20 protein-coding genes are annotated in these 26,218 nt (G+C 46.3%); 12 read left to right on the top strand and 8 right to left on the bottom strand.

Features of this window, described 5'->3' with window-relative positions:
- Positions 1 to 21 precede the first annotated feature (21 nt).
- From mukF to mukB, 3 genes are read left to right on the top strand one after another with little or no spacing between them, the layout of a single operon-like run.
- Positions 22 to 1,344, top strand: coding sequence for a chromosome partition protein MukF (mukF, locus tag LRP50_RS16595; protein ID WP_274165582.1), 1,323 nt, complete (start codon positions 22 to 24; stop codon positions 1,342 to 1,344).
- A complete protein-coding gene (mukE, locus tag LRP50_RS16590; protein WP_274165581.1) occupies positions 1,325 to 2,059 on the top strand; it encodes a chromosome partition protein MukE in 735 nt (244 codons plus the stop codon). Before mukF ends, mukE begins: the two co-directional genes overlap by 20 nt.
- Positions 2,056 to 6,519: a chromosome partition protein MukB gene (gene mukB / locus LRP50_RS16585; RefSeq protein WP_274165580.1), complete on the top strand. Its 4,464-nt coding sequence runs from the start codon at positions 2,056 to 2,058 to the stop codon at positions 6,517 to 6,519. The genes mukE and mukB overlap by 4 nt, the downstream gene beginning before the upstream one ends.
- Before the next feature lie 98 nt (positions 6,520 to 6,617).
- On the opposite strand, the gene LRP50_RS16580 is transcribed toward mukB, so the two are convergent.
- From LRP50_RS16580 to LRP50_RS16570, 3 genes are all read right to left on the bottom strand, one after another.
- The gene (locus LRP50_RS16580; RefSeq protein WP_274165579.1) at positions 6,618 to 8,933 is read right to left on the bottom strand and encodes a methyl-accepting chemotaxis protein; all 2,316 of its coding nucleotides are present in this window, start codon (positions 8,931 to 8,933) and stop codon (positions 6,618 to 6,620) included.
- Positions 8,934 to 9,265: 332 nt separating this feature from the next.
- Positions 9,266 to 9,772 (bottom strand): GNAT family N-acetyltransferase, encoded by a 507-nt coding sequence (locus LRP50_RS16575; protein WP_274165578.1) that lies wholly within the window; start codon positions 9,770 to 9,772, stop codon positions 9,266 to 9,268.
- A 24-nt stretch (positions 9,773 to 9,796) separates the two neighbouring features.
- Positions 9,797 to 10,492 (bottom strand): aspartate/glutamate racemase family protein, encoded by a 696-nt coding sequence (locus tag LRP50_RS16570; protein ID WP_274165577.1) that lies wholly within the window; start codon positions 10,490 to 10,492, stop codon positions 9,797 to 9,799.
- 149 nt (positions 10,493 to 10,641) lie between these two features.
- Between LRP50_RS16570 and LRP50_RS16565 the strand changes: the two genes are divergently transcribed.
- Positions 10,642 to 10,773 carry a hypothetical protein gene (locus LRP50_RS16565; protein WP_274165576.1) on the top strand — a complete coding sequence of 44 codons (132 nt, stop codon included), beginning with the start codon at positions 10,642 to 10,644 and terminating at the stop codon, positions 10,771 to 10,773.
- Positions 10,774 to 10,964: 191 nt separating this feature from the next.
- Here LRP50_RS16565 and LRP50_RS16560 read toward each other — a convergent pair whose 3' ends face one another.
- Positions 10,965 to 12,182, bottom strand: a complete 1,218-nt coding sequence (locus LRP50_RS16560; RefSeq protein WP_274165575.1) for an EAL domain-containing response regulator — start codon at positions 12,180 to 12,182, stop codon at positions 10,965 to 10,967.
- Between the two features lie 255 nt (positions 12,183 to 12,437).
- Between LRP50_RS16560 and LRP50_RS16555 the strand changes: the two genes are divergently transcribed.
- Complete coding sequence (locus LRP50_RS16555) at positions 12,438 to 13,319, top strand: DMT family transporter (RefSeq protein ID WP_274165574.1); 882 nt, start codon at positions 12,438 to 12,440, stop codon at positions 13,317 to 13,319.
- 146 nt (positions 13,320 to 13,465) lie between these two features.
- Here the strand turns inward: LRP50_RS16555 and LRP50_RS16550 are convergent, their stop codons facing one another.
- Positions 13,466 to 13,948, bottom strand: a complete 483-nt coding sequence (locus LRP50_RS16550; protein WP_028024093.1) for a MarR family winged helix-turn-helix transcriptional regulator — start codon at positions 13,946 to 13,948, stop codon at positions 13,466 to 13,468.
- 303 nt (positions 13,949 to 14,251) lie between these two features.
- On the opposite strand from LRP50_RS16550, the gene LRP50_RS16545 reads away from it, so the two are divergent.
- From LRP50_RS16545 to mepK, 6 genes are all read left to right on the top strand, one after another.
- On the top strand, positions 14,252 to 15,508 hold the full coding sequence (locus LRP50_RS16545) for an imelysin family protein (protein WP_274165573.1): 1,257 nt from the start codon (positions 14,252 to 14,254) through the stop codon (positions 15,506 to 15,508).
- A 71-nt stretch (positions 15,509 to 15,579) separates the two neighbouring features.
- Positions 15,580 to 16,956, top strand: coding sequence for a di-heme oxidoreductase family protein (locus LRP50_RS16540; RefSeq protein WP_274165572.1), 1,377 nt, complete (start codon positions 15,580 to 15,582; stop codon positions 16,954 to 16,956).
- A 12-nt stretch (positions 16,957 to 16,968) separates the two neighbouring features.
- Positions 16,969 to 18,024, top strand: a complete 1,056-nt coding sequence (locus LRP50_RS16535; protein WP_274165571.1) for an imelysin family protein — start codon at positions 16,969 to 16,971, stop codon at positions 18,022 to 18,024.
- 2 nt (positions 18,025 to 18,026) lie between these two features.
- Positions 18,027 to 19,115, top strand: coding sequence for a DUF1513 domain-containing protein (locus tag LRP50_RS16530; protein ID WP_274165570.1), 1,089 nt, complete (start codon positions 18,027 to 18,029; stop codon positions 19,113 to 19,115).
- A gap of 101 nt (positions 19,116 to 19,216) precedes the next feature.
- Positions 19,217 to 20,863 carry a L,D-transpeptidase family protein gene (locus LRP50_RS16525; protein WP_476397360.1) on the top strand — a complete coding sequence of 549 codons (1,647 nt, stop codon included), beginning with the start codon at positions 19,217 to 19,219 and terminating at the stop codon, positions 20,861 to 20,863.
- A 303-nt stretch (positions 20,864 to 21,166) separates the two neighbouring features.
- Positions 21,167 to 21,718, top strand: a complete 552-nt coding sequence (gene mepK / locus LRP50_RS16520; protein WP_274165568.1) for a peptidoglycan L,D-endopeptidase MepK — start codon at positions 21,167 to 21,169, stop codon at positions 21,716 to 21,718.
- A gap of 89 nt (positions 21,719 to 21,807) precedes the next feature.
- Here mepK and olsF read toward each other — a convergent pair whose 3' ends face one another.
- Together olsF and LRP50_RS16510 are read right to left on the bottom strand one after the other, a co-directional pair.
- The gene (gene olsF, locus LRP50_RS16515; RefSeq protein WP_274165567.1) at positions 21,808 to 23,586 is read right to left on the bottom strand and encodes a bifunctional ornithine lipid synthase OlsF; all 1,779 of its coding nucleotides are present in this window, start codon (positions 23,584 to 23,586) and stop codon (positions 21,808 to 21,810) included.
- Positions 23,587 to 23,621: 35 nt separating this feature from the next.
- Complete coding sequence (locus tag LRP50_RS16510; RefSeq protein WP_274165566.1) at positions 23,622 to 24,506, bottom strand: UDP-2,3-diacylglucosamine diphosphatase; 885 nt, start codon at positions 24,504 to 24,506, stop codon at positions 23,622 to 23,624.
- A 219-nt stretch (positions 24,507 to 24,725) separates the two neighbouring features.
- Between LRP50_RS16510 and LRP50_RS16505 the strand changes: the two genes are divergently transcribed.
- A complete protein-coding gene (locus LRP50_RS16505; protein ID WP_274165565.1) occupies positions 24,726 to 25,379 on the top strand; it encodes an MBL fold metallo-hydrolase in 654 nt (217 codons plus the stop codon).
- A 12-nt stretch (positions 25,380 to 25,391) separates the two neighbouring features.
- Here the strand turns inward: LRP50_RS16505 and LRP50_RS16500 are convergent, their stop codons facing one another.
- Positions 25,392 to 26,087, bottom strand: a complete 696-nt coding sequence (locus tag LRP50_RS16500) for a DUF2982 domain-containing protein (RefSeq protein ID WP_274165564.1) — start codon at positions 26,085 to 26,087, stop codon at positions 25,392 to 25,394.
- Positions 26,088 to 26,218 lie beyond the last annotated feature (131 nt).

Below are 26,218 nucleotides of genomic sequence, written 5' to 3'. Positions count from 1 at the left end.
AATAGACAACAAGGATTACGGATGAGCGAATTCTCTCAGACTGTTCCTGAGTTGGTCGGTTGGGTGAAACAGAATGACTTCTCTCTCAATCTGCCGCCGGAACGGCTGGCATTTCTCCTTGCCGTTGCAGTACTCAGCAGCGAGCGTTATGAGGAGGAGCTAGGGGAAGGGGAACTTGTCGATGCGTTCCGCATTGTGAGTGACCAATTCGATCAAGCTAGCGAGACCATCGCGTTTCGCGCAAACAATGCCATTAACGATTTGGTGCGTAGCCGCCTGTTGAGTCGCTTTACCAGCGAACTGACAGAGGGTGCGAGCATCTATCGTCTTACACCGCTTGCGCTGGGTATCAGCGATTACTATGCACGTCACCGTGAATACAGCTCATTGAAGCTGTCTATTCAGCTTTCCATGGTGGCAGATGAGATTGATAAAGCTTTGTCAGCAGCGTCAGAAGATGGCGATGCTGACTTTTGGCGTAAAAATGTTTACGGCGTACTTAAGTATTCTGTGGCAGAAATTTTCGATCGCATCGATTTGAACCAACGCACCATGGATGAACAACAGCAAAAGGTCAAAGAAGACATTGCTGCGCTGTTAAACCAAGATTGGCAAGCAGCGATTGCTAACTGTGAGCAACTGTTAAACGAAACATCCAGTACGCTGCGCGAACTGCAAGATACGTTGCAGTCTGCAGGTGACCAACTGCAAACACAGCTATTTAATATTCAGGAACAAGTTCAGGGTCGAGACGATCTCGATTTCGTTGATGCCATGATCTACAACTTGCAAATGAAACTCGACCGCATCGTCAACTGGGGTCAACAAGCGATAGACCTGTGGATTGGTTACGACCGTCACGTACATAAATTTATTCGTAATGCCATCGACATGGACAAGAACCGTGCATTTAGCCAGCGTTTACGTCAATCGGTGACAGAATATTTTGATAACCCGTGGTTCCTGACTTTTTCAGATGCCGAACGTCTTCGTGATATGCGTGATGAAGCCTTGGTGCTTCGTGATGACGAAGTGACTGGCGAAATGCCTGCGGAAGTCGAATTTGAAGAACTCACACTGGTTACCGACCAATTGGGCGATCAAATCGCTGACATGCTGTCTCGTCATCGAACAACGGGCGAGGGCATCGATTTGGGCGTTGTTTTGAAAAACTATCTGGCTCAACACCCACAAGCTCGCCATTTTGATTTGGCTCGGATAGTGATTAATCAGGCGGTACGCCTAGGTTATTCACAATCAGATCTCAATGCGATCCAACCGGATTGGCAGGCAATTAACGAATACGGAGCCAAGGTACAAGCGAATGTCATCGATAAATATTGAAGAACTTATGCCAGAGGAATTGGCAAAAGCGATAGCTAACCCTTTGTTTCCAACACTGGATAGCACGCTGCGTGCTGGCCGCCATATTGCCAGCGAAGATTTGGATAACCACGCTTATCTGATTGAATTTGAAACGCCACTACAGCATTTCTATCAGCGCTACCATGCTGAGCTAGTGCGAGCGCCGGAAGGCTTTTTCTATCTGCGTCCACGCTCCACATCGTTGATCGGTCGCAGTGTATTGTCAGAGCTCGATATGCTGGTGGGTAAGGTACTGTGTTTCCTCTACCTAAGCCCAGAGCGATTGGCTCAAGAAGGTATTTTTAATACCCAAGAGCTGTTTGACGAGCTCTTGACTCTAGCGGATGAGAAGAAGCTGATGAAGCTGGTGACCTTACGTGCCAGCGGCTCTGATCTTGATCGTGAAAAACTGTATGACAAAGTGAAAACATCACTTCGTCGTCTTCGCCGATTGGGCATGATTGTCCCAATCGGAGATAACGGAAAATTCCGCGTTAGCGAAGCCACGTTCCGCTTTGGTGCGGATGTTCGAGTGGGTGACGATATGCGTGAAGCGCAATTGCGTTTGATTCGTGATGGTGAAGCGGTTGTTCATACACAAGAGCATGCGCAATCAAGTCTATTGAGTAACGACGAGAGCGATGAATTAGAAATCGACGCGTTAAGCAACGACGATCAGGAGGCTCAGGCATGATCCAACGCGGTAAATACCAATCGCTGACCATGGTTAACTGGAACGGCTTTTTTGCTCGCACCTTTGATATCGATAACCTAGTTACCACCTTATCTGGCGGTAACGGTGCGGGTAAATCGACCACGATGGCGGCGTTTATTACAGCTTTGATCCCCGATCAAAGCTTGCTGCATTTTCGTAATACCACCGAAGCGGGCAGTTCAACAGCATCACGTGATAAAGGCCTTCACGGAAAACTGAAGCCGGGCGCGTGTTATGCCGCGCTTGATGTGGTGAACTCCCGTAACCAACGTATTTTGTTCGGCGTGCGCCTTCAGCAAGTGGCGGGGCGTGATAAGAAAGTCGACATCAAGCCTTTCATTATTCAAGGTCTGCCTTCACACGTTAAACCAACCGATATTTTGATTGAAAGCGTGTCTGCCAACCAAGTGCGTGTTCGTCAGCTTAATGACGTGAAAGACGCGCTAGGTGAGCACGAAACGGCACATTTTAAAGCGTTTACTTCTGTCACCGATTACCATGCGCAAATGTTTGAGTTAGGTGCGTTGCCTAAGAAACTGCGTAATCAAACGGATCGTTCGAAGTTCTATCGTTTGATTGAAGCCTCGCTCTACGGTGGCATTTCAAGTGCGATCACCAAGTCACTGCGCGATTACTTGCTGCCGCAAAACGGTGGTGTGAAGAAAGCCTTCCAAGACATGGAAGTGGCACTTCGCGAAAACCGTATGACGCTAGAAGCGATCAAGCTGACACAGCGTGACCGTGATTTGTTCAAGCACTTGATCACTGAATCGACCAACTACGTTGCGTCTGACTACATGCGCCATGCCAATGAGCGTCGCAAGAAGCTTGAACTGGCATTGCAACGACGTGGCGAGTTGCTGGGTTCTCGTCGCCAGCTAAGTGATTTCCAAGGTACGTTTGGTCGCATGACCGATGAACTGGATGTGCTGACCGATGGACAAGCTCATCTAGAACAAGATTACCAAGCGGCTTCAGACCACCTTCAATTAGTGCAAACCGCGGTTCGCCAGCAAGAGAAAGTGGAGCGCTACCAAGACGATTTGGAAGAGTTAGCCGTACGCCTCGAAGAGCAAATGATGGTGGTTGAAGAAGCCACTGAACAACTTGCGATCTCGGAGGAGCAAGCGCACCTCAACGAAGAAGAAGTTGATAGCCTCAAAACCCAACTGGCGGATTACCAGCAAGCGCTGGATATGCAGCAAACTCGAGCGCTTCAGTATCAACAGGCCGTTAAAGCGTTAGAAAAAGCGCAAGGGATAACGGGTAATGATGATCTTGAGCATCATAATGCTGCAGACATGCTGAATGCGCTGAAAGGTGATGAAGAAGCGCAAACCGCGCAACTTCTGAGCCTGAAGCACAAGTTGGATTTGTCGTCTGCCGCGGCAAAACAATTTGAACGTGGCTTGCAATTAGTGCGTCAGATCGTTGGTGAAGTTTCTCGTGAAGATGCGTCAACAAAAGCACGTGAAGTGATTGCAAAAGGCCGTGAGTTTGCCAATTTGGCAAATAATAGTGACCAACTCACCGCACAGCATCGTGACCTTGAGCGTCAGCTACGCAGCTATCAGCAAGCCAAAACGCTTTCAGAGCAATACCAGCGTCAATTCAACACGGCGGTTGAGTCTGAAGAACTGACCGAGCTTGAAATGGCACGTCAGCAAGCACGTCTCGAGTCGGCGGAAGATGCGGTTGGCGAACAAGCTGACAAACTCCGCGAACTGCAGCGCAGTGAAAATGACATCAATGCCAAAGTGACGGCGTTTGAAAACGTTGCTCCTGCATGGATTGCGGCACAAGAAGCGCTAGAAAAACTGTCAGACCAAACCGAAGAAAGTCTTTACGACAACCAAGCGGTTCTCGACACCATGCAAAAAGCGATGGTGAGAGAACGTCAAACACTGGATACCCGTGACAAGCTGGCCGTCGAAAAACAAACGCTTGAAGCGGAAATTGAACGTTTGGCTCAGCCTGGCGGTAGCGGCGATGCACGCTTGCAATCACTGGCTGACACCTTAGGTGGCACACTGCTTTCAGAAATTTACGATGACATCACGATGGAAGATGCACCGTACTTTTCAGCATTGTACGGCCCAGCTCGCCACGCCATTGTGGTTCCTGATCTTAAAGGCATTAAAGAAAAACTGGTTGATATTGAGGATTGCCCTGACGATCTTTACGTTATCGAAGGCGATACAGATGGCTTTGATGACAGTGTATTCGATGCTGATGAAATGGAAGGCGCGGTTTGCGTTCACCTTAATGATCGTCAGCTTCGCTATTCGCGTTTCCCTAAAGTCCCATTGTTTGGTCGAGCGGCGCGTGAGCATCGCCTTGAAGTGTTGCGTGAAAAGCGTGAAGAGCTGGTTGAAGACTACGCCAAAGCGTCGTTTGATGCTCAGAAGCTTCAGCGTCTAACTCAGAGTTTTAACCAGTTCGTTTCGCATCATATGAACGTTGCGTTCAATGAAGATCCAGAAGCGGCATTGAAAGTATTGCGTGAGCAGCGTAATCAAGTTCAGCGTCAGTTAGGTCAATTGCGTGACAACGAGCAGCAAATTCGCAGCCAACTGACGGGTGCAAAAGAAGCCATTGCGTTGCTGAACAAGCTTCAACATGTGGTGAATGCACTCGAAGATGACGCGGTGGAAGCACGCTTAGAAGAAGTTCAGGCACGTTTGGCACAAGCTGATGAAGCTCGCCATTTCACCCGTGAGCACAGCAAGACATTGGCGGAGCTAGAGCCACTCCTGTCCACGCTTGATGCCGACCCAGAGCAGTTTGATGCATTGAATGATGCTTATGTTCACGCTGATGAGTCCTTGCAGTTTCTTAAGAAGAAATTGTTTGCGCTGTCAGATCTTGTTGAGCGTCGTCACCATTTTGGTTATCAAGATGCGGTGGCATTACTTGATAAGAGCAGTGAGTTAAACGAACAGCTAAAAACCAAACTGGTTGATGCTGAACGTGCACGTACGCGTTCTCGTGAACACGTTAAGCAAGTTCGCGATCAGGTGAACCAGTACAACCAATTGCTGGCGTCTTTGAAAAGTTCGCACCAAGCGAAGCAAGAAACCGTCGCTGAGTTTAAGCGTGAACTGACGGAGTTGGGTGTTCGCGCTGATGTGGAAGCCGAAGAACGTTCACGTATTCGTCGCGATGAGTTGAATGCACAGCTGTCCCAATCTCGTCAGCGTAAGAGCGAACTAGAGAAAGGCTTAACTTCGGTTGAGCTTGAGATGAAGTCGCTGCTCAAAACACTGAAAAAAGTGAGCAAAGAATATGCTGACTTGCGTACCTTTGTTGTAAATGCGAAAGCGGGTTGGGTTGAAGTCCTCAAAATCGCACGTAATAGTGGTGTTGAGAAGCAGCTTAACCGTCGTGAAATGGCGTACATGTCGGCGGATGAATTACGTTCATTGTCTGATAAATCCTTGGGTGCATTGCGTCTTGCTGTTGCAGACAACGAAACGCTTCGTGACGCACTGCGTTCGTCAGAAGACATGGCGCGTCCAGAACGCAAAGTGTTGTTCTATGTCGCGGTGTACCAGCACCTTCGTGAACGTATTCGCCACGACATTATTCGCACGGATGACCCAGTAGAAGCTATCGAAGAGATGGAAGTTGAACTGGGTCGTTTGACGGAAGAACTGACGCAGCGTGAGAAACGTTTGGCGATTAGCTCTGAGTCGGTTGCGAATATTATTCGCAAAACGATCCAGCGTGAGCAAAACCGTATTCGCGTCTTGAACCAAGGCTTGTCGAATATTGGCTTTGGCCAGGTGAAAGGCGTTCGTCTGAATGTGTCTATTCGCGAGACGCACGCGCAACTTCTTGCTGGCTTGGCGGAAAATGCCGAACAACATCAAGATTTGTTTGGTAACAATCGACTGACCTTTTCTGAAGCGATGGCGAAATTGTTCCAACGTTTGAACCCACACATCGATATGGGCCAACGTTCACCACAAATTTTGGGCGAAGAGCTTCTGGATTACCGCAATTATCTTGAGTTGGGCATCGAAGTTAACCGTGGTACAGACGGTTGGTTACGTGCTGAATCTGGTGCGCTGTCGACGGGTGAAGCGATCGGTACAGGTCAAGCTATCTTGTTGATGGTCGTTCAGAGCTGGGAAGAGGAATCACGCCGCCTTCGAGGTAAAGACGTTATCCCTTGTCGTTTGTTGTTCTTAGATGAGGCTGCACGTTTGGATGCGAAGTCGATTTCGACCTTGTTCGAGCTTTGTCATCGTCTAGATATGCAGCTTCTTATCGCAGCACCAGAGAACATCAGCCCAGAACAGGGAACAACCTATAAGCTTGTGCGTAAGATCTTTAACGATAAAGAACATGTGCATGTTGTTGGTTTGCGCGGTTTTGGTGAGGTGTCACAGCCAAGCATATCGAATCAAATGCCTTTAGAAGCGACCGTCGAGTAACACTCGATAGTACCTAAATAGCAAAGACAAAAATGCCAGCATTGCTGGCATTTTTTATTCTTAATGATCAGTGGGCTTTGGTCATTTTTAAAACGCACTCAAGAAATTTTAAACATGCCAATTTGATGAGTAAGCTTAGTCGCTTGCTCATCAATACTATGTGCCGTATCCGTCGTGTCGTGCGCACGCTCGGACACAGAGTTTGCTGAACGCGCTATGTTATTCACATTCATCGTGATCTCTTCGGTCACCGATGATTGCTCATTTGTTGCAGTGGCTATTTGTGCGTTCATGTCATTTATTGCCGTCATCATTTGGGCGATTTCTTCGAGCATGTCATTGTTTTTATCGCAATTACCCACACTGCTCGCCACGAATTGGTTAGCGCCACTGATACCGCTAACAACTTTCTTCGTTTCCGCTTGAAGCGATTCAACTTTCGCCCGGATTTCTTCTGTTGAGGTTTGGGTTCGGATGGCTAGAGATCTCACTTCATCGGCGACGACTGCAAATCCACGGCCTTGTTCGCCAGCACGAGCCGCCTCTATGGCAGCGTTTAGGGCAAGAAGGTTAGTTTGTTCTGCAATTCCCTGAATAACATCAAGGACAGTACCGATCGAATCACTCTCAGCAGATAATTGCTGCATAGACTCAGTGGCGTCTCCCATTCGAGTGGAAAGTTGCGAAATTTCGCCGACGAGTTGCTGACCGACATCGGCGCTTTGGCGGATAGACTGCACGACAGTTTCTGATGACTCCGATGCATTGTTTGCATAACCAGCGACTTCATTGATTGACGCACTCATTTCGGTGGCGGCTGTTGCTACCTGATTTGAGTTTGTTGCCTGCTGGTCGACTTCATTTCGCATGGAGTCAATATTGCTTTGAATGTTTTTCGATGCAGTACCAAGTGATTTTACCGTAGTATTAGCACCTTGAATGACGTTCATAAAATCTTCAAGCATGATGTTCATCGATTTTGAAAGTTCAGCAATCTCGTCTTTCCCCGAGGCGTTCAATCGTAGGGTCAAATCATGTTCTTTCGCAATGTGAGAAATACGTTTTGTGAGCGCCGTTATCGGTTTACTGATGCTTCCAGCGACAAACCATGCGAGAACCAAAGAGCCTAGAATCAATACACCGCCGATTGCGATGGCGAGTTGGTGTAAGGTGCCTTGCAGTTGATGCACTTCATAGAGCGATTCTGCTGTCTCAATCTCTGCAATCAGCGCCCATTCCTGTCCCAGTATCGAAATGGGACGATAGGCAGCAAATACATTTTTACCTACGTGATTGACGCCAGAAACAAAGCCGGTCTCTCCACCCAGTGCTGCGTTGGTATGCGCGGAATTGATCATCTGTTGTCCCGAAGACGACTCGGTGAACGCAATTCTCTCTACGACCGTATCCGGAATGCCGCTTTTTAGTAAGGTATCAAGATAGGTTTCTTTGTTTTCAGCAAGCATACGTGATTGAGAGCGTATTAATTTGTCTGGACCTACGAGGAAAGTTTCTCCTGTATCGCCCATTCCATCTAATTTCCAGTTTCCTTCATAGGTCATGATGGAATTAATGCTATCTATGGGCATTTGGAAGATAAGCACACCAACATTTTGGCCATTTTTGACGACGGGTGTTCCTACAAATGAAGCTGGGCTGTCGTAAGAAGGGTAGTACGGCGCAAAATCAACGAAACTGAATGCCCCTTTTTCCAGATCTTTGGCCTGAACAAAAGCATCAGCGAGACCGCTTTTACTGTAGGGGCCGCTAATCAAATTTGTGGCGTAATCGAGCTCTTTGAATACCGAATACACGACATTGCCGCCGTTATCCACCAAGAAGATATCGTAATAACCAAACGATTCTAAAAAGGTTCGATAATTACTATGAAAAACATCGTGGATCTCGCTATAAGTCGTTTCATCAGAGGCTTTATCCAACAAATGTTTGTTTCCAAGTGGGTGCTCATTCAGGCCAATGTATGCTTGCTGTAATAGTTTTCCATTGAGACCTATGGTGTCGAGATTTTGTAATACGTCGGATTGTTTGCCGTTTGTTTCGGTGTAGGTGCTGCCAAATTCGTTGGAGTAGTAACCTTTCAGGATCTCTGCTTGATTGGGGGCAAGCACGGCTTCAGTTTCTACACTTTGAAAACTCTGTGAAAACTGGAGCATGGCGTCTTCAGTCATGGTGGAGTTAGCGAGATTTGTTAATTGCTTAACGATAGTGTTGAAGTAGCGCTCAATTTCAGATTTTTTAACTTCTCTCGCTGACATCAACTGGTTTTTGATTTGATGCTCCATTGCTTCGCCGGAGGCTTTGTCTGCCGTGATTGTGAGCAGCGCTGCAGAGATGATGACAGCAGCGGCGCTCACGGTGACGAAAGCAGCTTTAATTTTTGTTGAGATGTTCATGCTGTTTGCTCCAAATTTTAGTCATTGGTTGCAAATTTGATTCTCATTAAGTGTAGGAAAGCTGGCATGATTTGTTACGGAATTCGATATTTTTCCTACAAAGCAAGGTTAACGTTATGAATTTGAACATTAATAAATTAATTGTATTAATTTCCATAGCTTGTCATCGATAGATTGAAGAGTAAGTCGTGAAATGACAGGTAAAGCCTCAATGTTTGTTTGGCTTTTTACGATGTTGAAAGCGTCTGACGAGACTAAATAAATAGACATGACCAAATGGTGTGATCATGTCTGTTAGAGTAGGGGTTGTATGGCAAAAATTCGTTGTTATTTTAATGATCTAGTGTGGTTTTTTCCAAAATAGCAACTGAGTAGTACTGCTCAAATTTGTAGCCAACATCTGTTAGGTATCCCACTTGTTTGAATCCAAATTTTTCATGCAAGCGTAGAGAGGCGGGATTGGGTAGTGTAATGACTGAATAGGCGCGTCGGATAGGGGACCTGTTCATTTTTTCCAGTAGCGCAGTCATGAGTTCTGAGCCCATTCCTTTTGCTTGTCTTTCATGATGTAAGTAGATAGTTATTTCACTACTGATTTTATAGGCGAGCTTTTCTCGAAATTCACCGTTGTAAGCAAATCCTACAATCATTCCCTGTGCATCTTCTTTGACCAGTACATGGTAATAACCATCGCTGTTTAATAGTTTTTCAAACCATGCTTGTCGGCGCTGTATCGACCAAGGGTCATAATCAAATGTAATTGCTGTGTTCAACACATAGTGGTTATAAATGGCATTGATAGCATCAAGGTCTAAAGCTGTCGCATATCTTATTGTCACTCGGTTATTCCTTTTACAGGGCGACTATTCTTCATTTATCGCTAGTTTAACGGCAGCAGAGGCATGTAACTCTGTGGTGTCATACAGCGGAATGGCTGTGTGTTTTTGTTGAATGAGCAAGCCGATTTCTGTACAGCCAAGGATGACCGCTTCGATGCCTTGCTTGTGAAGGTCATCAATCACAGATAGATATTGTTTGCGGGAATGTGCAGAGATTTTCCCTTGGCAGAGTTCTTGGTAAATAATCTCGTGAATAATGTCTTGATGCCACTCTGGTGGTACAGATACCTCGATACCATGCTCGTTGAGTCGCTCTTTGTAAAAAGGCTGAGACATGGTGAAGCGGGTACCTAGTAAACCAACGTGTTTGATTCCGTCATGCTTTAACTGCTGGGCCGTCGCATCGGCGATATGAAGTAAAGGGATCGAGATCACCGCTTGCACTTCAGAAGCAACTTTGTGCATGGTATTTGTGCCTATCAAAATAAAGCTGGCACCGGCAGTTTCTAGCTTTTTTGCTTCATTGGCGAGTATGGCTGCTGCTGCTTGCCAATCTCCAGCGCGTTGGAGAGATTCAATGTCAGCAAAATCAACACTACTAAGAATCATTTTCGAAGAGTGATGACCGCCAAGCGCTTCCTTTGTTTTTTGGTTGAGCATGCGATAGTAAACCGCTGTGGATTCCCAACTCATTCCACCGATTAACCCAATTGTTTTCATTTGCGTGATCCCTACAGTCCGTTGCTGAAGAAACGATGTTGTCTGCTTCCGCTAACTTACCAGTAAATACCATATAATCTGTGAAAAGACACTGTCGCTAACCAAATTGAAATCAATCCGATCAGTTTTGGTGTCGTACACGATGGAATATGAAATATGAAATATGGAACTTGATGTATGAAGTTGTGTGTTTGGCCGAAGGCTTGATCGTGCTTGGCGGGGGAGACGTCATCCAAATTGATTCGCCCACAGGCGGTTCGCTTAAGAAAGATCTTGAATGAGATTGCTCAAGAACCGGACGTTAGTCTTGAGCAGATCATTTATGCATTTGTTCATCGCTTGCCGAATCGCCATCACCGATCGCGGGCTCTGAAAAAATTCAGCGTGTCCGGTCCGCTGCTGTGGCGAAGTTTCTTGTTTTTAGTCGGGAACTTTTTTGTTTTAAGTCAGGAACAAGGGTGCTGTGTTTAGCTTAGCCGCTCGTTTTTGACGTAGCGCCGACACCTTTCAACCAACTGTTGTACCAGTTCTTCAAGCTTTCTATGGCTTTCGGTCGACAGATTAAAAAACCCTGTAGCAGTATGCCGGGGTATCTTGAAGAAAGATATTCCAGATCTTCAAAGTGTTCTATACCTTCGGCGACCAAATCTACATCAAATGAGTTTGTAATTTCAGCGAGTGACTGAACAATCACCTGACTGAATTGATCTTGATGAATGTGGTTGATTAAAGTTCTGTCAATTTTCACTTCAGTAAAAGGTAAATTACGAAGTTGATTGATATTGGTAAATCCCGTTCCAAAGTCATCCATTGACAACCCATACCCTCTTATCCTGAGCCGATTGAGTGACTCCATCTGTTCGGGCGTTTTCAGGGCATACTCTTCGGTGATTTCTAACACGATGCGTGATTTATCAATGTGTTTTTCTTTAAAGAGAATTTCGAGTCGATTGGGGATCTCTAAATCAGCGAGTTGCTGAGCGGACAGGTTGATGCTGACATGTACGTTGTCGCCAAAGATTTTCGAGAGTTCATTCATATCGTTGGCAGTGCTTTCTGCCAGTTGCATTGTTATCAGATCCATCAGGTCATGCTTTATTGCTGTGGGTATAAAGCGCCCTGGTAGCACAGCATCTGTTTCTCCTGGCAATCGAATACGTGCAAGGACTTCGAGGCTTTGGACAAGGTTTGTTTCAGGGTTTAATTTGGGTTGGTAATAGGGGATAACTTGATGACGTTCTATACAGTTCAAGAGCTCAGCTTTACCCATTTTCTTAAAGTGGGTAAAACGCCGTTCTTCAATTTGCTCCATTCTATCAAGTATTAGTTTCAAGGCATCGACTTTTATCGGTTTGGAAACGTTACCCAATAGGCAAATAGACTGTTGCCTTGCGACTTCAGCTGCGAGTTCAATGATCCGCACGTCAAGGTCGGACATGATGCAAACGCCACCTTTGAAATCAATCTTTCCTAGCTCTCTTATCACGCCCATTCCATCAATCTCAGGCATATTAAGATCGGTAAGGACGATGTCATACTTGGTAGGAAATTTATGTAATTCATCAATGACTTGAGTCGGTGACGAAAAGCTAGTGACGTCTCGATAGCCAAGCTCTTTCAGCATTCCCTCTACCAAGGCTAAGATAGCGATGGAATCATCGACAATCAGTATTCGCCTTTCTTTGTGCATTTCTATTCCCTTGAGAAAAGTGTATCACTATTAAAACTAGATGCATCTCAGAAAAACACAAACGTCAGTTGAGTATGAAAAATCATACAATGCGGAGTCGGACGTAAATTTTGAATCGGTTTAAGCGCTTAGTCATTGTTCATTGATTTGAAGCAATACGTTATTGCCGTCTTGTTGATATGGCCGATTCTGGCGAAAGAGATGCGCGAATGCGGTTAGTATGGTTTCCAAGGGTATCTCAACGCAGGATTTTTCATGGAAATTAACAGAAAAGACTCCTTGGAACTGGTGTTGCTCGCCGCACTTTGGGGGGCTTCTTTTATACTTATTCGTTACGCTGTACCCGAATTTGGGCCGTTTTCTCTCATTTTAGTTCGCGTTGGTCTTGCAGCTTCATTGTTGCTGCCAGTTCTCATTGTACGTCGTCAATTCCCTGTGTTGAAAGCGCATTGGTTCCACGCATGTGTTGTAGGTTTATTCAGTTCTGCCGTGCCTTTCTTGTTATTTGCCTATGCGATGATGAGTGTTACAGGAAGCTTCGCATCTATCGTCAATGCCGGAACACCAATATGGGGGGCAATCATTGCCTATTTGTGGTTAGGGGAATCCATGACCAGAAATCGCGTTTTTGGCCTTCTTTTGGGCGTGGTTGGCGTCGTGATTCTTGTTTGGGGGAAACTTGACTTTGGTGACCAAGGATTGGGTTTTCCTGTGTTAGCGGTATTAGGAGCGACCTTTATGTATGGAATCGCTGCGAGTTATACCAAACGCTTCTTACATGACATTCCTCCGCTTGTTACTGCGACGGGCAGTCAGATAGGGGCAACATTGTCTTTACTTCCTTTTGGTATTTACTTTTGGCCCGACGCAGCGCCGAGTGGTGCTGGATGGATTGCAGCAATGGTGCTGGGATTTGCCTCTACGGGCTTCGCGTATGTGATATTTTTTAGGCTAATTGCTAACGTTGGCCCTGCGAATACGATGACAGTGACATTTTTGATCCCCTTGTTTGCAGCAGTATGGGGTGCGATGTTCTTGGGCGAAGTGATTACCATAAGAATGATGCTCGGTGCGCTTACCATTTTCTTGGGAACTGCACTAGCAACTGGGTTTCTATCGCGAAGAAAAACGGGGTAGATGTGGGTGGTCAACAATGAGTAGCCATGATGCGCGGTGATTGAGCAGATAGCTATCGACCTGAGGGTTAATAAAGCTAGTCGACAAAGACCGGTAGAAACAAAAAAGAGCCCCAAAAGGCTCTTTTTTTGTCTACGCCTACGAGGCTATTGAGATTCTGACGTTGTTAACGCAGAAACTTCCAGCAGAGGCGCAGCATCAATATTGTCAGCATTCATCATCGAAGAGATTCGCTGTACGGAGGAGATGAGCAAGGATTGCTCCCACTCTTCCAGTGATTGAAAGCGAGAAATGAAGCTGTCCTGCAAAGGCTTAGGCGCTTGCTCAAGCGCTTTTTCACCCTCTGGTGTTAAATGAGCGTGCACCTTTCTTTTGTCTAAGTTACTTCTTACTCGAACGATAAGGTTTCGGCTCGCGAGGCGATCTAAGATGGTCGTCGCGGTGGCTTGGCTCATATTGGTATGGTTAGACAGTTGACGAATAGTCACTTCATCCAATTCGTGAATAGCACTCATTAATACAAGCTGAGGACCTGTTAGGCCTGCGACTTTGTTTAGCTTACGTGAATGTAGGTCAATGGCTCGGATAATTTGTCTAAGCGCAACCAGCACCTCTTCGTGCTTCTCCATCGAAGCGTCTCCTATAACTGCAGCAGGGTGAAAAACCGCGAAATTATCTGCGTAAAACGCAAATAATAAAAGGCTTTTTCAATAACCTTACACACAGGAAGCGAAAGATGCGATATCGAGTAGTCACAGAATCTCATTCGGGGTCGAAAACGATGTCATAGATGGCGCATTTGCAGCATGTTAACAATAATGCGCATTCAAATGATATTTTTTATCATTATCATTTGAAAAGGTTGATAGTGAATGTAATAATCATTCGCGTTTGTAATAACTGGTTACATATCAACTTTTCAAGGACAGATTATGATGTATTCCTCTCGTGCCATGGCTCTCTCTGTATTTTCACTTTCGCTAGCTTCTTTTCCCTCGTTGGCAGCGACGCCAGATCAAGTTGTTAGCCACTATGCCGATCTCGCTCATGCGGTTTATAGCGATTCGCATCGCACGGCAATACAGCTTGATACGGCAATCAACGCGCTGATTGATAAACCGTCAGCACAAACGTTGGCGACAGCGAAAACAGCGTGGCTTGCAGCTCGAGTACCGTATCAGCAATCTGAAGTGTTTCGTTTCGGCAATGCCATTGTTGATGACTGGGAAGGGCAACTGAATGCGTGGCCTTTGGACGAAGGTTTGATTGATTACGTGGCAACGGATTACCAGTATGAATTGGGTAACGAAGGCGCGGTAGCTAATATTATTGCTAGCAAGTCGATTAGTGTGGGCAATGAAACCGTTGATATTCAGCAGATCACGCCGGAGCTTATTGCATCATTGAATGAACTGGGAGGGTCTGAAGCTAACGTGGCGTCAGGATATCACGCCATTGAGTTTCTGCTTTGGGGGCAAGATCTGAATGGCACGAGCAGTGGTGCGGGTGAGCGTTCTTATACCGACTTTGCTTACGGTGAGTCATGCACAAGTGGAAATTGTGATCGTCGCAGAGACTATCTGAAAGCGGCATCTGAATTGCTGATCACTGATCTGGCGTGGATGGAAAACCAATGGTCAGCGGGTGTAAGTGGTAATTACCGTGAAACCCTGCTTAACGAAAACGTTGAAAATGGTCTGCGTAAAATGTTGTTTGGCATGGGGTCTTTGTCGTTAGGTGAATTGGCGGGTGAGCGTATGAAAGTGGCTCTTGAGGCCAACTCTTCAGAAGACGAGCATGATTGCTTTTCGGACAACACTCACAACTCCCATTATTACAACGAGCAAGGGATCTATAACGTCTTCACCGGCAGCTACTCTCGTGTAGACGGCTCTGAAGTGAGCGGTCCATCTTTGTATGACATGGTGAAAAAAGCGAACCCTGAAAAGGCGGGTGAGATCCTTGCCGAATTCGATTCAGCGCGCAGTGCCGTCTTCAAGATGGTGGAATCAGCTGAAGTGAACGGTGTGTATTTCGACCAATTGATTGCCACTAATAATGCAGATGGCCATCTAGTGATAAACAACGCGATTGCTGCACTGGTTGATCAAACTCGTGGCATTGAGTCTATTGCTGGTGAGTTGGGTATTAGCAATCTTAATCCAGATAGTGCCGATCACCAGTTCTAAGAAATAAACAATTAAATAGGGAGTTGCGGCAGGTCTGTTGCAGCTCCTTTTGACGTATTTGGAAAGTAGTCATGAAATACACGGTTTTACTGTTTAGTGTCTTTGCATCGTTGTCATTTGCAGGCGAAATAAAGTCGGGTGGAGACACGACAACAAGCAAGCAAGGCGCGAATGCTTTTTCTCAACCCGCCACCAACCTTCCCCTCAGCGAGCGCATTGACTTCAGTGTTGGCAACAGTTTTTTTCGAAACCCTTGGGTAAGCGCTCCAGCATCGACTGATGCCAGAGACGGCCTTGGGCCTCTGTTCAATACCAATGGATGTCAGAACTGCCACATTAAGGATGGGCGAGGCCACCTACCTCTGGCAGGCGATCAAAATACAGTATCGCTGCTTATCCGCCTAAGTATTCCAGCCATGACTGATGCGCAAAAAAAGCAGCTTATCTTGTCCGGGAATATTCCCGAGCCCACTTATGGTGGACAGTTACAAGACTTTGCACTTCCTGGCGAAAAACCCGAAGGTAGAATTGTCGTTAATTTCGATTATCACACTGAAACGTTTAGCGATGGACACACTGTTGAGTTACGCAAACCAAAGATAACGATTGATGACTTGAACTATGGCGCGATGCACTCCGAAACCCAAATGTCCGCACGCATAGCGCCACCAATGATTGGACTAGGCTTGCTGGAATCGATACCTGACGCGACGTTATTGGCCATCGCCGAGCAGCAACGAAAGGAAAATAAAGCCATTTCAGGGCGTCCCAACTATGTGTGGGACGTAGTGCAAGAGAAAACTGTAATTGGTCGCTTTGGCTGGAAAGCGGGTCAGCCAAATTTAATGCAACAAAATGCGGCGGCGTTTAATGGAGACTTGGGCTTAACCAGTACTTTGTTTTCTGATGAAAACTGCTCGGTAGCGCAAGACTTATGCCAGCGTTTACCAAACGGTGGTCAACCTGAAGTCACTGAGAAAATACTCAATTTTGTCGAGTTCTATTCGCAACACCTCGCAGTGCCGATGCGTAGAAACCTTGCCGATCCTTTAGTGCAACATGGTGAGGTGTTGTTCCAAGAAGCGGGCTGCGCAAGTTGCCATCAATCTACGATACAGACAGCAGAGCGAAAAGATAGGCCAGCACTTAGCCAGCAAACGATCCACCCCTATACCGATTTACTTCTGCATGATATGGGACAAGGGCTGGCAGATAACCGAGGCGAGTTTCTCGCGACCGGACAAGAATGGCGAACGGCACCGCTTTGGGGTATCGGTTATACCCAGGAGGTGAACGGACACACAGAGTTTCTGCATGATGGACGTGCTCGAACGGAAATGGAGGCGATTCTTTGGCACGGTGGAGAAGCAAAAAACAGTAAAGAAGCAGTGTTAGGGTTCAATGCGAGCCAGAGAGCCGCATTGATAGCATTTCTCAAGTCGTTGTAGGAATGGAATGTGATGATTGATTTAGCTAACAGAGCACACTGGCTATGTGGATTTTCCCTTTTGGTGACGCTGTCACTTATTTCTGGGTGTGACAGCCAAGCGACTAACATCTCCGTTTCAAATATGCAGCTGGGAGAGCAACTTTGGGGTATTCAAAAACAATCAACGTCATCATTTATACGTGAAGCCAAGGTGTTAGAATCTGAAATTGCTGCTCTGTGCGAAGTGAAAACGCATGAGGCACTTGCTGGGAGTCAGACGCAGTGGGTGAAAACCATCAAAGCGTGGCAGTCCGTGGCGGGCGCGAATTATGGCAACGAAGCGGCGATGTCCTTGAGTTGGCAAATTCAATTCTATCCTGACAAGAAAAACACCATTGGACGTCAGATCGGGAAATTGCTTAAGAGTGACAAGGACATGTCCGCGTTATCGCTAGAAAATCAAAGTGTCGCGGTGCAAGGTCTTGGGGCACTTGAGTGGTTACTTTTTGATGGCATGCAGAAGGGTGAATCTAAGATCGATATATTGGTATCACGCTGTCCATTGACTCAAGCAATTTCATCACATCTGGTGTTTTCGTCAGAGCTGATGGCTTCGGCATGGCAGGACAATCTTTGGAAGGGGGCGGCCAAAGAACAGCGCGAGAGGGATGCGTTGAATATCTTGGCTAGTCAACTGGACTCAGCCATTAAAACCCTGTCTCTGCCAATGGGAAAGCCTGGTTATCCTAAGCCATATCAGGCGCAAGCATGGCGTTCAGGTCAATCACTGGCGTTGTTGCGAGAGCGTATCGAAGCCTTACAAGCCCGCTATATCGGATCGGTTGATGGTGTTTTACGAGAACAAGGTAGAGAGGCATTAGCAGATCGACTGGTTAAACACTGGAGCTTTGCGTTGGAAAGCGTACCGAACGGCGATGCGATTAAGCCTTATCTATCAGAACCTGCCGAGTACCGCAAATTAATAACACTGTCGAATAACTTAGAGTATATCAAGATTGCTTTGGCTGACGAAGTCGCCGCGGCGCTGGGTATGGTCGTGGGCTTCAACTCGACAGACGGAGACTAGTCATGGTGAGCCAAAAACGACGACGCATGTTGTTATCAGCATTGGCGGTGTTGGCCTCTGGTGGCAGTGTTGCTGGTGGACTATATGCGCGGCATCGAGTGTCTAAGACCGCGACGCCATCTTACATAGGATGTGCTCGTCAATCAGACGGTCAGTTCAATGCGACGGCCATTGATGATACGGGAGAGGTCTGTTTTACCTCACCACTTCCATCACGTGGTCACGGAATAGCTGTTGATCACCAAAAGCGTTTAGCCTTTGTATTTGCTCGTCGGCCAGGCACTTATATCCGTGTGATATCAACAGAGACGGGTAAGGTTTTTTCTACTTATCATTCCGATCCTCAACGCTATTTTTATGGTCATGGCGATGTGCTGGGTGACGTGTTGCTGACAACCGAAGGTGTTGAAGGATCAAGCGAAGGTGTGATTGGTATCTACCGTATTGCTTCCAATGGCAGCCTTACCAAACTTCGTGAGATTGTTGGTTTTGGGATTGGCCCGCATGAGCTTAAAGTCGTCGATGAGCTTACTTTGGCTGTTGCTGTTGGGGGAATACACACGGATAAGCGAATACCAATGAACCTCGGCACGATGAAGCCCGCTTTGGTATTCATCGATATTCCATCAGGGAACGTCACTCAGCAATATTATCTAAAAGACCACCAATTAAGCATCCGTCATCTTGCGGTGAGTTCAGCTAAAGACGTGGTGATTGCGCAGCAATATAAAGGTGATACCGATAAAGTTTCACCATTATTAGCGATAAAGCGAAATAATGGTGACTTTGTAACTCTCAAGGGGAGTACTGAGCAGTGGACGCGTTTTCAACACTACATCGGCAGTGTGGCATGCACGGATAAACAAGTGATAGCTACCTCACCTCGTGGCAATTGTTTTGGGGTTTGGGATATTGAAACGGGCGAGCTCCAGTCACTATCAGCCTTGATGGATGCTTCTGGCGTCTCGGCTGAAGCTGACCGTTTTGCGTTAAGCGCAGGCAGTGGCAGGGTTGCATTTCAACTGGCTAGAAAAAGTATTAATTTTCATACATCTGGCGTGACCTGGGATAATCATTGGGTCATGCTATGACGTCATACTTTTCTAACTCTTTGTTTTTCTAGATTCATAAAAAATCCGCCAACGAAAGCCGCGTCCTTTGCCATACTAAGATCTCAATTGGGAGGTAGCGCATGTTTTTAGCTCGTACGTTTTTTAAGGCATTATGGGTGGTAGCCTTAATACCTATGTCCTTATGGGCATCGGAACCTTCTGATATGCAACAAAAGCCGTCGTTATCTGCGCTAACTTGGGTGAAACAAGCGGAGTCAGAAGTCGGGGTGGTTTCTCACACAAGCGATCTTGCCAACATCTATGAGTTTTTTTCTTTCTCCCCCATTTGGCATGATTATCGCGCTAAAGATGAACTAGAAACGCAGATCAACATTATTTCTCTTGCAGGATTGAGTGAAGATTTTGAATGGCGTGCGCTTATGCTGCGGGATCTAAGATCGAGTGGTGATTGGCGAGCATACGACGTGTTTGCCACCGACAGTCTGCTTGCGTTGACCCGTTATATCGATGGTATCCCAACTCATGGGAAAAGCTGGTTCTTTGGCACCGATATTACAGATGATTTACCGCCACCAACACTGACCAAAATCAACGGACTTGTTGCAGCTGGAAGCCGAAACCAACTTTTTGATTATGTGTTTAAACTGCGCCCAGATACGCCACAATATCGCGAAATGGCGAAAGCAATCGTTAAGCTCCAAGACGTAGAACAACGGTATTGGCCCAAGTTTGCGCAAGGTGGGCTGATACGGCCGGGTAAAGAACTCGATGACGCAGACAGTCTGATCACCAGTTTGGAAAGGCATGGTGTGTTGAGCGGCACTGAAGCTCAGCGACTAAAAATCGCACAAGTGAGTGACTACAACGCCACATTGGTTGGTGCTGTTAAGCGCTTTCAGGCTCGTCACGGCTTGAAAGAAGATGGTGTAATAGGCAATAAGACCCGCCAATGGCTGAATAAATCGGTAAATGCTCGCATCCAAATTCTTGCTTTGAATATGGAACGTTTGCGCTTATGGCCAACTGAGAGAAGCAAGATCATTCTGGTGAATATTCCCAATTACGAAATGGAGTTGTGGATTGACAGCGAACTCGTACTCGACAGCAAAGTGGTGGTTGGACGTCCAAGTAGAAGAACCCCATTGTTTGATTCTCGGTTGGATTCTGTTGTATTCAACCCTAGCTGGAATGTCCCTGTGACGATTATGCGCAAAGACATTCTTCCTAAGGCGCGTCAAGACAATGAGTATTTGTCCAAGCACAGCTATACGGTGCTGAGCAGTTGGGTAAATGGCGATGTGATCCCTCATAGCGATATTGACTGGGACAACGTCACGGACAGAAATTTCCCGTATCGTTTACAGCAATCCCCAGGCGATTTTAACGCACTTGGGCGCTACAAATTTAATACCCCTAATGGCAATGCTATCTACCTGCACGACACGCCTGCAAAGAGTTTATTCAGTAAAGAGAGAAGGGCGTTCAGTTCAGGGTGTATTCGTGTTCAAAAAGCGGAAACATTGGCGCAGGTATTGTTGAGTCGTTCTGGTTTGGAGTTTGGCGATTATGACTATTACCGTCAGCATCTCGAAACCAAATGGGTGACACTGAGGCAAAAAGTTGCAGTTCATACCATCTATCAAACCGCATGGGTGAATGGGGAAGGCAACGTTGAGTTTCGCAGTGATGTTTATCATTACGATGCAAGACCAAAACGCACCCTAACTTCGTTAGGGGCTGTCGCTGCAAATAATCCAACCTTTTAATTCCACATTCTTGTGAAATGAGATCGTCATACTCGAGTTGCGTGAGGTTGCTTGAGTAAAAATAGAGATGTGCGCCACACTTACACATTTTTACATTTTACTGACAAAGATAAAAAACCATCTAAATTCATCACGAAGCGGTGCTTTTTACAGCTGTTCGCTCATTTTAGAGACACTTGACCGTTTGATTCATATATCAACTGCCGTTAGATTCCTGTTTGTTTAAAGCGCCATTAGCTGCAACGTCAAAGCAGTGGGCGACTTATTTTGTGAATTTTAGTTTTTGGGAAATAGTTGGTTTTTATGAACGGTTTGGATACCCAACGTCGCCGCTTCTTGCTGGGTGGTGCGGCGTGTGTGGTAGCGGCAGCGTTACCGAAAAAGGCACTTGCTCTACCTTTGGCCTCCGGCGAACCTCGTGTACTGTCGATGACAAGCATAAACACGGGTGAACACCTAAATATTTGCTATTTCGACGGTCAAACGTATCTTGCGAATGAGCTACATGAACTTAATAATTTGTGTCGTGACCATCGTAGAAATGTCTCAACCGAGATGGACAAGAAGCTGTATGACCAGCTGACGGCTATTTATCAAAAGGTAGGGGCAAAGCATCCTATTAGTATGGTGTCGGGTTATCGTTCACCAGCCACGAACGAAATGCTGCGCAAAAAGGGTGGGGGTCAAGCGAAGAAAAGTTATCACATGACTGGGCAAGCCATCGATTTCCATATTGAAGGCGTGCCATTGGCAAGTATTCGTGATGCTGCACTTTCGCTGAAAGCTGGGGGAGTAGGCTATTACCCCAACAGTGGTTTCATCCATATTGATACAGGCCCAGCAAGAACGTGGTAGTGATCGCTAAAATACCTCGTTGAGTTGGAAGACAGTTGATGTGAAAAGGGCGTAGCTTTCGAGCTAGCGCCCTTTTTGTTTTTAGACGGTTAGACCGGGCTAGTCTGCTTATTTGATTGGCGTTTTGGGGCGAGTTCAGTTGATTGTTGACCATTGTTAGGACGCAAATAGCGTTGACGTTTCTTCTCTTTGAGCTTGCTCATATCAACCATAACTAAACCATCAATACAGTCTGAAAAATCGGGGTCTACGCCGAAATCGAGAAACTGAACGCCGCCGGTCTCACAAAGCTCGCTGTACTGTTTGTACAATGTCGGAATACTGGTGCCGAGATTATCGAGCAATACCTTCAGTGTTTTTAAATCTTGCTGGTAATCATTCCTACAGAAGTGATTAAGTAACTCATGTTCTTTCTGGCTATCAATATTAAATGGATGCTTTGATCGCGCCACGTCAGACGTCGCACCAAAATATGTACGATAGAAAAAGATAAGCAACTCTTTGGCGGCATGTGGCATGGCATTGCTGATGGTGACTGGACCAAACAAATAGCGATAGTGGGGGTGCTTAGAGAGGAATGCACCTATGCCAAGCCACAGATACTCTAAGCTGCGTTTACCCCAATACTTGGGTTGCACAAAGCTTCGCCCAAGTTCCAATCCTGCATTCAGGTAAGGGGTCATGCCTTCGTCGTAGTTGAACAAGCTATGGGTATATAGTGATTGAATGCCCTGCTGAGCGATGACGGCTTGGGTATCGCAGAAGCGATAGGCGCCAACGATGTCTAGACACGCAGGATCCCACAGCACCAAATGAAAGTAGTGTTCATCATATATATCGATGTCACGTCGCTGACCTGTCCCCTCGCCGACGGCGCGAAATGCCACTTCGCGCAGCCTCCCGATTTCCCGCATAACCGATGATTCGTTTTTGTAGCGATAGAGGTAAATGATCTTTCCATCGGGTGTGATGCCTAATGTCTCAGAGTTTTGCAGTTCTTCTTGCAGTGCTAACGGGTTTTCGGGAGGGGCGATGGCTGATTCGGTGGGAAACAAACCCACTTTACCTTTTGCAATATTATATAGGTGTTTTTTGACCAACTTGACCCGTGTTTTAGTGGGTAAGTTCTTGCTCGCGTGGTAGCTGGTATATGGGATGGCTTCGCCTATCGTGAAGGTGATATGGCTATTTTTTTGCCCAAACATTTCATTCACCAAAAGCAACGTAGATAGTGGTTTGTAAACCATAGAAGCGCCATAGAACACGGCTGAATTTCTGCCATCAACATGTATGGGGAGTATGGGTGCTTTGGCTTTGGTCGCCATTCTTAGAAAGCCGTTCTGCCAGTCAATATCTCTAACACCCGTAGGACCCAATCTAGATACTTCACCCGCAGGAAATATGATGATGGCCCCTTCATTGTTGAGCCAGTCATCAATGTTTCGCAGATTATCCTTTGGGGTCTTGCCCGACATGTTATTCACCGGTAGCAGACAGTGGTGCAACGGCTTAATTTGCATCAGCAAGTTATTGGCAACGGCTTTTACGTCAGGACGAATTTCTCTTACCAACTTGAGCAATGCTAACCCATCAAGTGAACCTATGGGATGGTTAGCGATGATCACAACACGGCCAGCACGGGGAATGCGTTCTTTTTCGCGATCACTCGTGAAGTAGCTAAAGTGAAAGTAGTCCAATACTTGCTCGACAAATTCGAAACCTTTCAGGTACGGGTATTTGTTAGCAAAATCATGAAATGCTTGCTGGTGGAGCAACTTGTGCAACGTTGATGATACGGGCTTTGCTAGCCAAGGCTTTTGCGCCAAATTCGGATAATGGTGAGTGATTACTTCATCGATATTGAACATAGTTTTCCTAAAATGACCTTTTTCAATTTGGTTGATCAAGCGGCTTCTGAGTCTTTATCTTCAGATTGATCGCTCTCAGGCTCATTGCTCATAAAGTCATGGTGTTCAACGTCAACGCTTTTAGGTGACATTGAAACTAATGAGGGGTCGACAAACGCGTTGGTTTCACAAATCAATTCTGGCTTTTCTGTCCAGCGGATCAGTTGCAGTGTGCCTTCGTGTTGTTCAATGAGTGCCGTGCAGTTTTCAATCCAATCACCGTCATTGAGATATAGCGTCCCGCCAATGTTCTTCATGCCCGGGTGATGGATATGGCCACATACCACGGCATCAGCCTCTTTTCTCAGCGCAAACTGAACCGCCGCGTTTTCAAAACGGGAAATGGCAACGTTCGCAGATTGGACTTTGGATTTGATATAAGACGCCAACGACCAATAGGAGAAGCCCATTCGCCGTCTTGACCACGCCCACCATCTGTTGAGAAATAACAAAAAATCATACCCGACATACCCAGCTAACTCCGTGAGTCGGCTGTGGCATACGGCGTTGTCGAATTCGTCGCCGTGAATGGCAATGATGCATTTGCCGGAGACTGTTTCATGTAGATAGCGTGCATGGACTTCGATGCGCCCAAAATCGAAGGATAGGTAATCGCGAATGGCTGCATCATGGTTGCCAGGCACATAAATTAAGCGGGTACCGGCGTGGGCTCGCTGAATCAGTAAGGAGATAACTTCACTATGTGATTCTGGCCAGTGTCGGTTTGATTTCATGGAATGGAAGTCAACGATATCTCCAACAAGAATGATGGTGTCAGCCTCATGGTGCTGGAGAAAGTCGAGAAGGTATTTTGCTTTGCAATCTTTGTTGCCTAGGTGAAGATCTGAGATCCACAGGGTACGCACTGAGATTGAATTCATAGCTTTCCATTTATTGGTCAAAACGTGTGATGTGACAAATGACAAGCTACGACGGTTAAATGAAAAAAGAACGTCAGTATGGTGACGTCTTGGTGTCAGCGAGTTGACAGCAAGATGACATAGCAGGCGCTAAATGCGAGCGGGATAGGATGACAACATTAAAATAGTGGAAATAGCATGGTATGCTTTGCGCGTTTTCGCATTTATACGGATTGTATTATGGCTTTGAAGTTTGAGATTGTCCCTGTTACCGCTTTTCAGCAAAACTGTTCCATCATCTGGTGTGATAAAACCAACGAAGCAGCATTGGTCGATCCCGGTGGCGATGTGGCTACATTGATTGCAAAAGTTGATGAGCTAGGTGTAAAAGTCACCAAAGTGTTGCTGACTCATGGTCACCTTGACCATGTGGGTGGAACGGTGGATATTGCAGAAGCGTATAAAGTGCCAGTTATCGGCCCTGAAAAGCAGGATGCATTTTGGCTTCAAGGGTTACCGAAACAAAGCGAAATGTTTGGCTTTGCGCTCACCGAGTCGTTTGAGCCAAATCAATGGTTGAATGATGGCGACACGGTAACCATTGGCGAAAGCACGCTGAATGTGATTCATACGCCAGGACATACTCCTGGGCATGTTTGCTTCATTAGTGAAGATGATCGTATGGCATGGGTTGGCGATGTACTGTTCAATGGCAGCATTGGTCGTACCGACTTTCCGAGAGGCGACCACGCAACACTGATTAGCTCAATCAAAGAGAAGCTGTTTCCTCTTGGAAATGATATTCGCTTCGTGCCTGGTCACGGCCCAACTTCAACGTTTGGTGTTGAGCGTCAACAAAACCCGCATGTTGCTGACAATATGCCGATTTGGTAAAGGAGTCCTACTTTACTCTGGTTTCTCTGCGGGATGTCGCCCCGCAGAGGCTAAATACCGACGCGTTAATCCCACAAAATCCTCTAGCGGCCGGTCTAATAAATCTTCACTGACAAACACGTCGTAGCCCAATAGTTCTCTTGTATATTTCATGCGGTTTGCCAACATCGCGACTAAACCTTTGTAGACTTTTCCACTCGCCCCAACATAGGGTGTGTCGTCGAACATCATGTCTTCGAGCTTAGTTTTACGCTGGGTTTCAGATCGTCTATAGGCTGTTAGCAATAAACCTCGTTGCTCCATAATGATGTGGCTAGCAAGACGAAAACTGATTCCGTCTAACAAAGGTTCATAGTCTTTGAGCTTGATGCCAAGCCATGGCATAGGTTGGTGCCAGCCTTGAGTAGAAACAGAGGGGATGCCAATTTCCCGGATATCACGCCATTTTACGCTCCATCCACCTTTTGGCGTGTGGTGTTGGAGGTGCATGTCGGACAGTGAAAATGAGAGGCGTTGTTGGTCGATGATACGAGCAATGTAAAAGCCTAAACCACCAAGAAGACTTACGCCTAGGAAAGCTGGAATTGCATTGATCTGTGGATTAACGATGACGAGCGTCAACACAATCATGATAAGCACTATGACTGCAATGGAAAAATATTTACCGAGCTGTTGGTATGGTGGATAAATCAGCAACTGCTTGTTCACTTCTTTAGAGATCCTTTATTCGATACATAATCAAAGCATAGTGCGATCACTCCGTTAACATAACATTCGAGAGATGCCTTAGTCATTCAAAGAGGCGCTGTTTAACTTTCAAACAAAATAACAAGAACTTT

The organism is Enterovibrio gelatinilyticus (assembly GCF_028683095.1).
Lineage (GTDB): Bacteria > Pseudomonadota > Gammaproteobacteria > Enterobacterales > Vibrionaceae > Enterovibrio > Enterovibrio gelatinilyticus.
The sequence above is the reverse complement of the archived record's forward strand: the minus strand, read 5'-3'. Positions and strand labels throughout refer to the sequence as shown.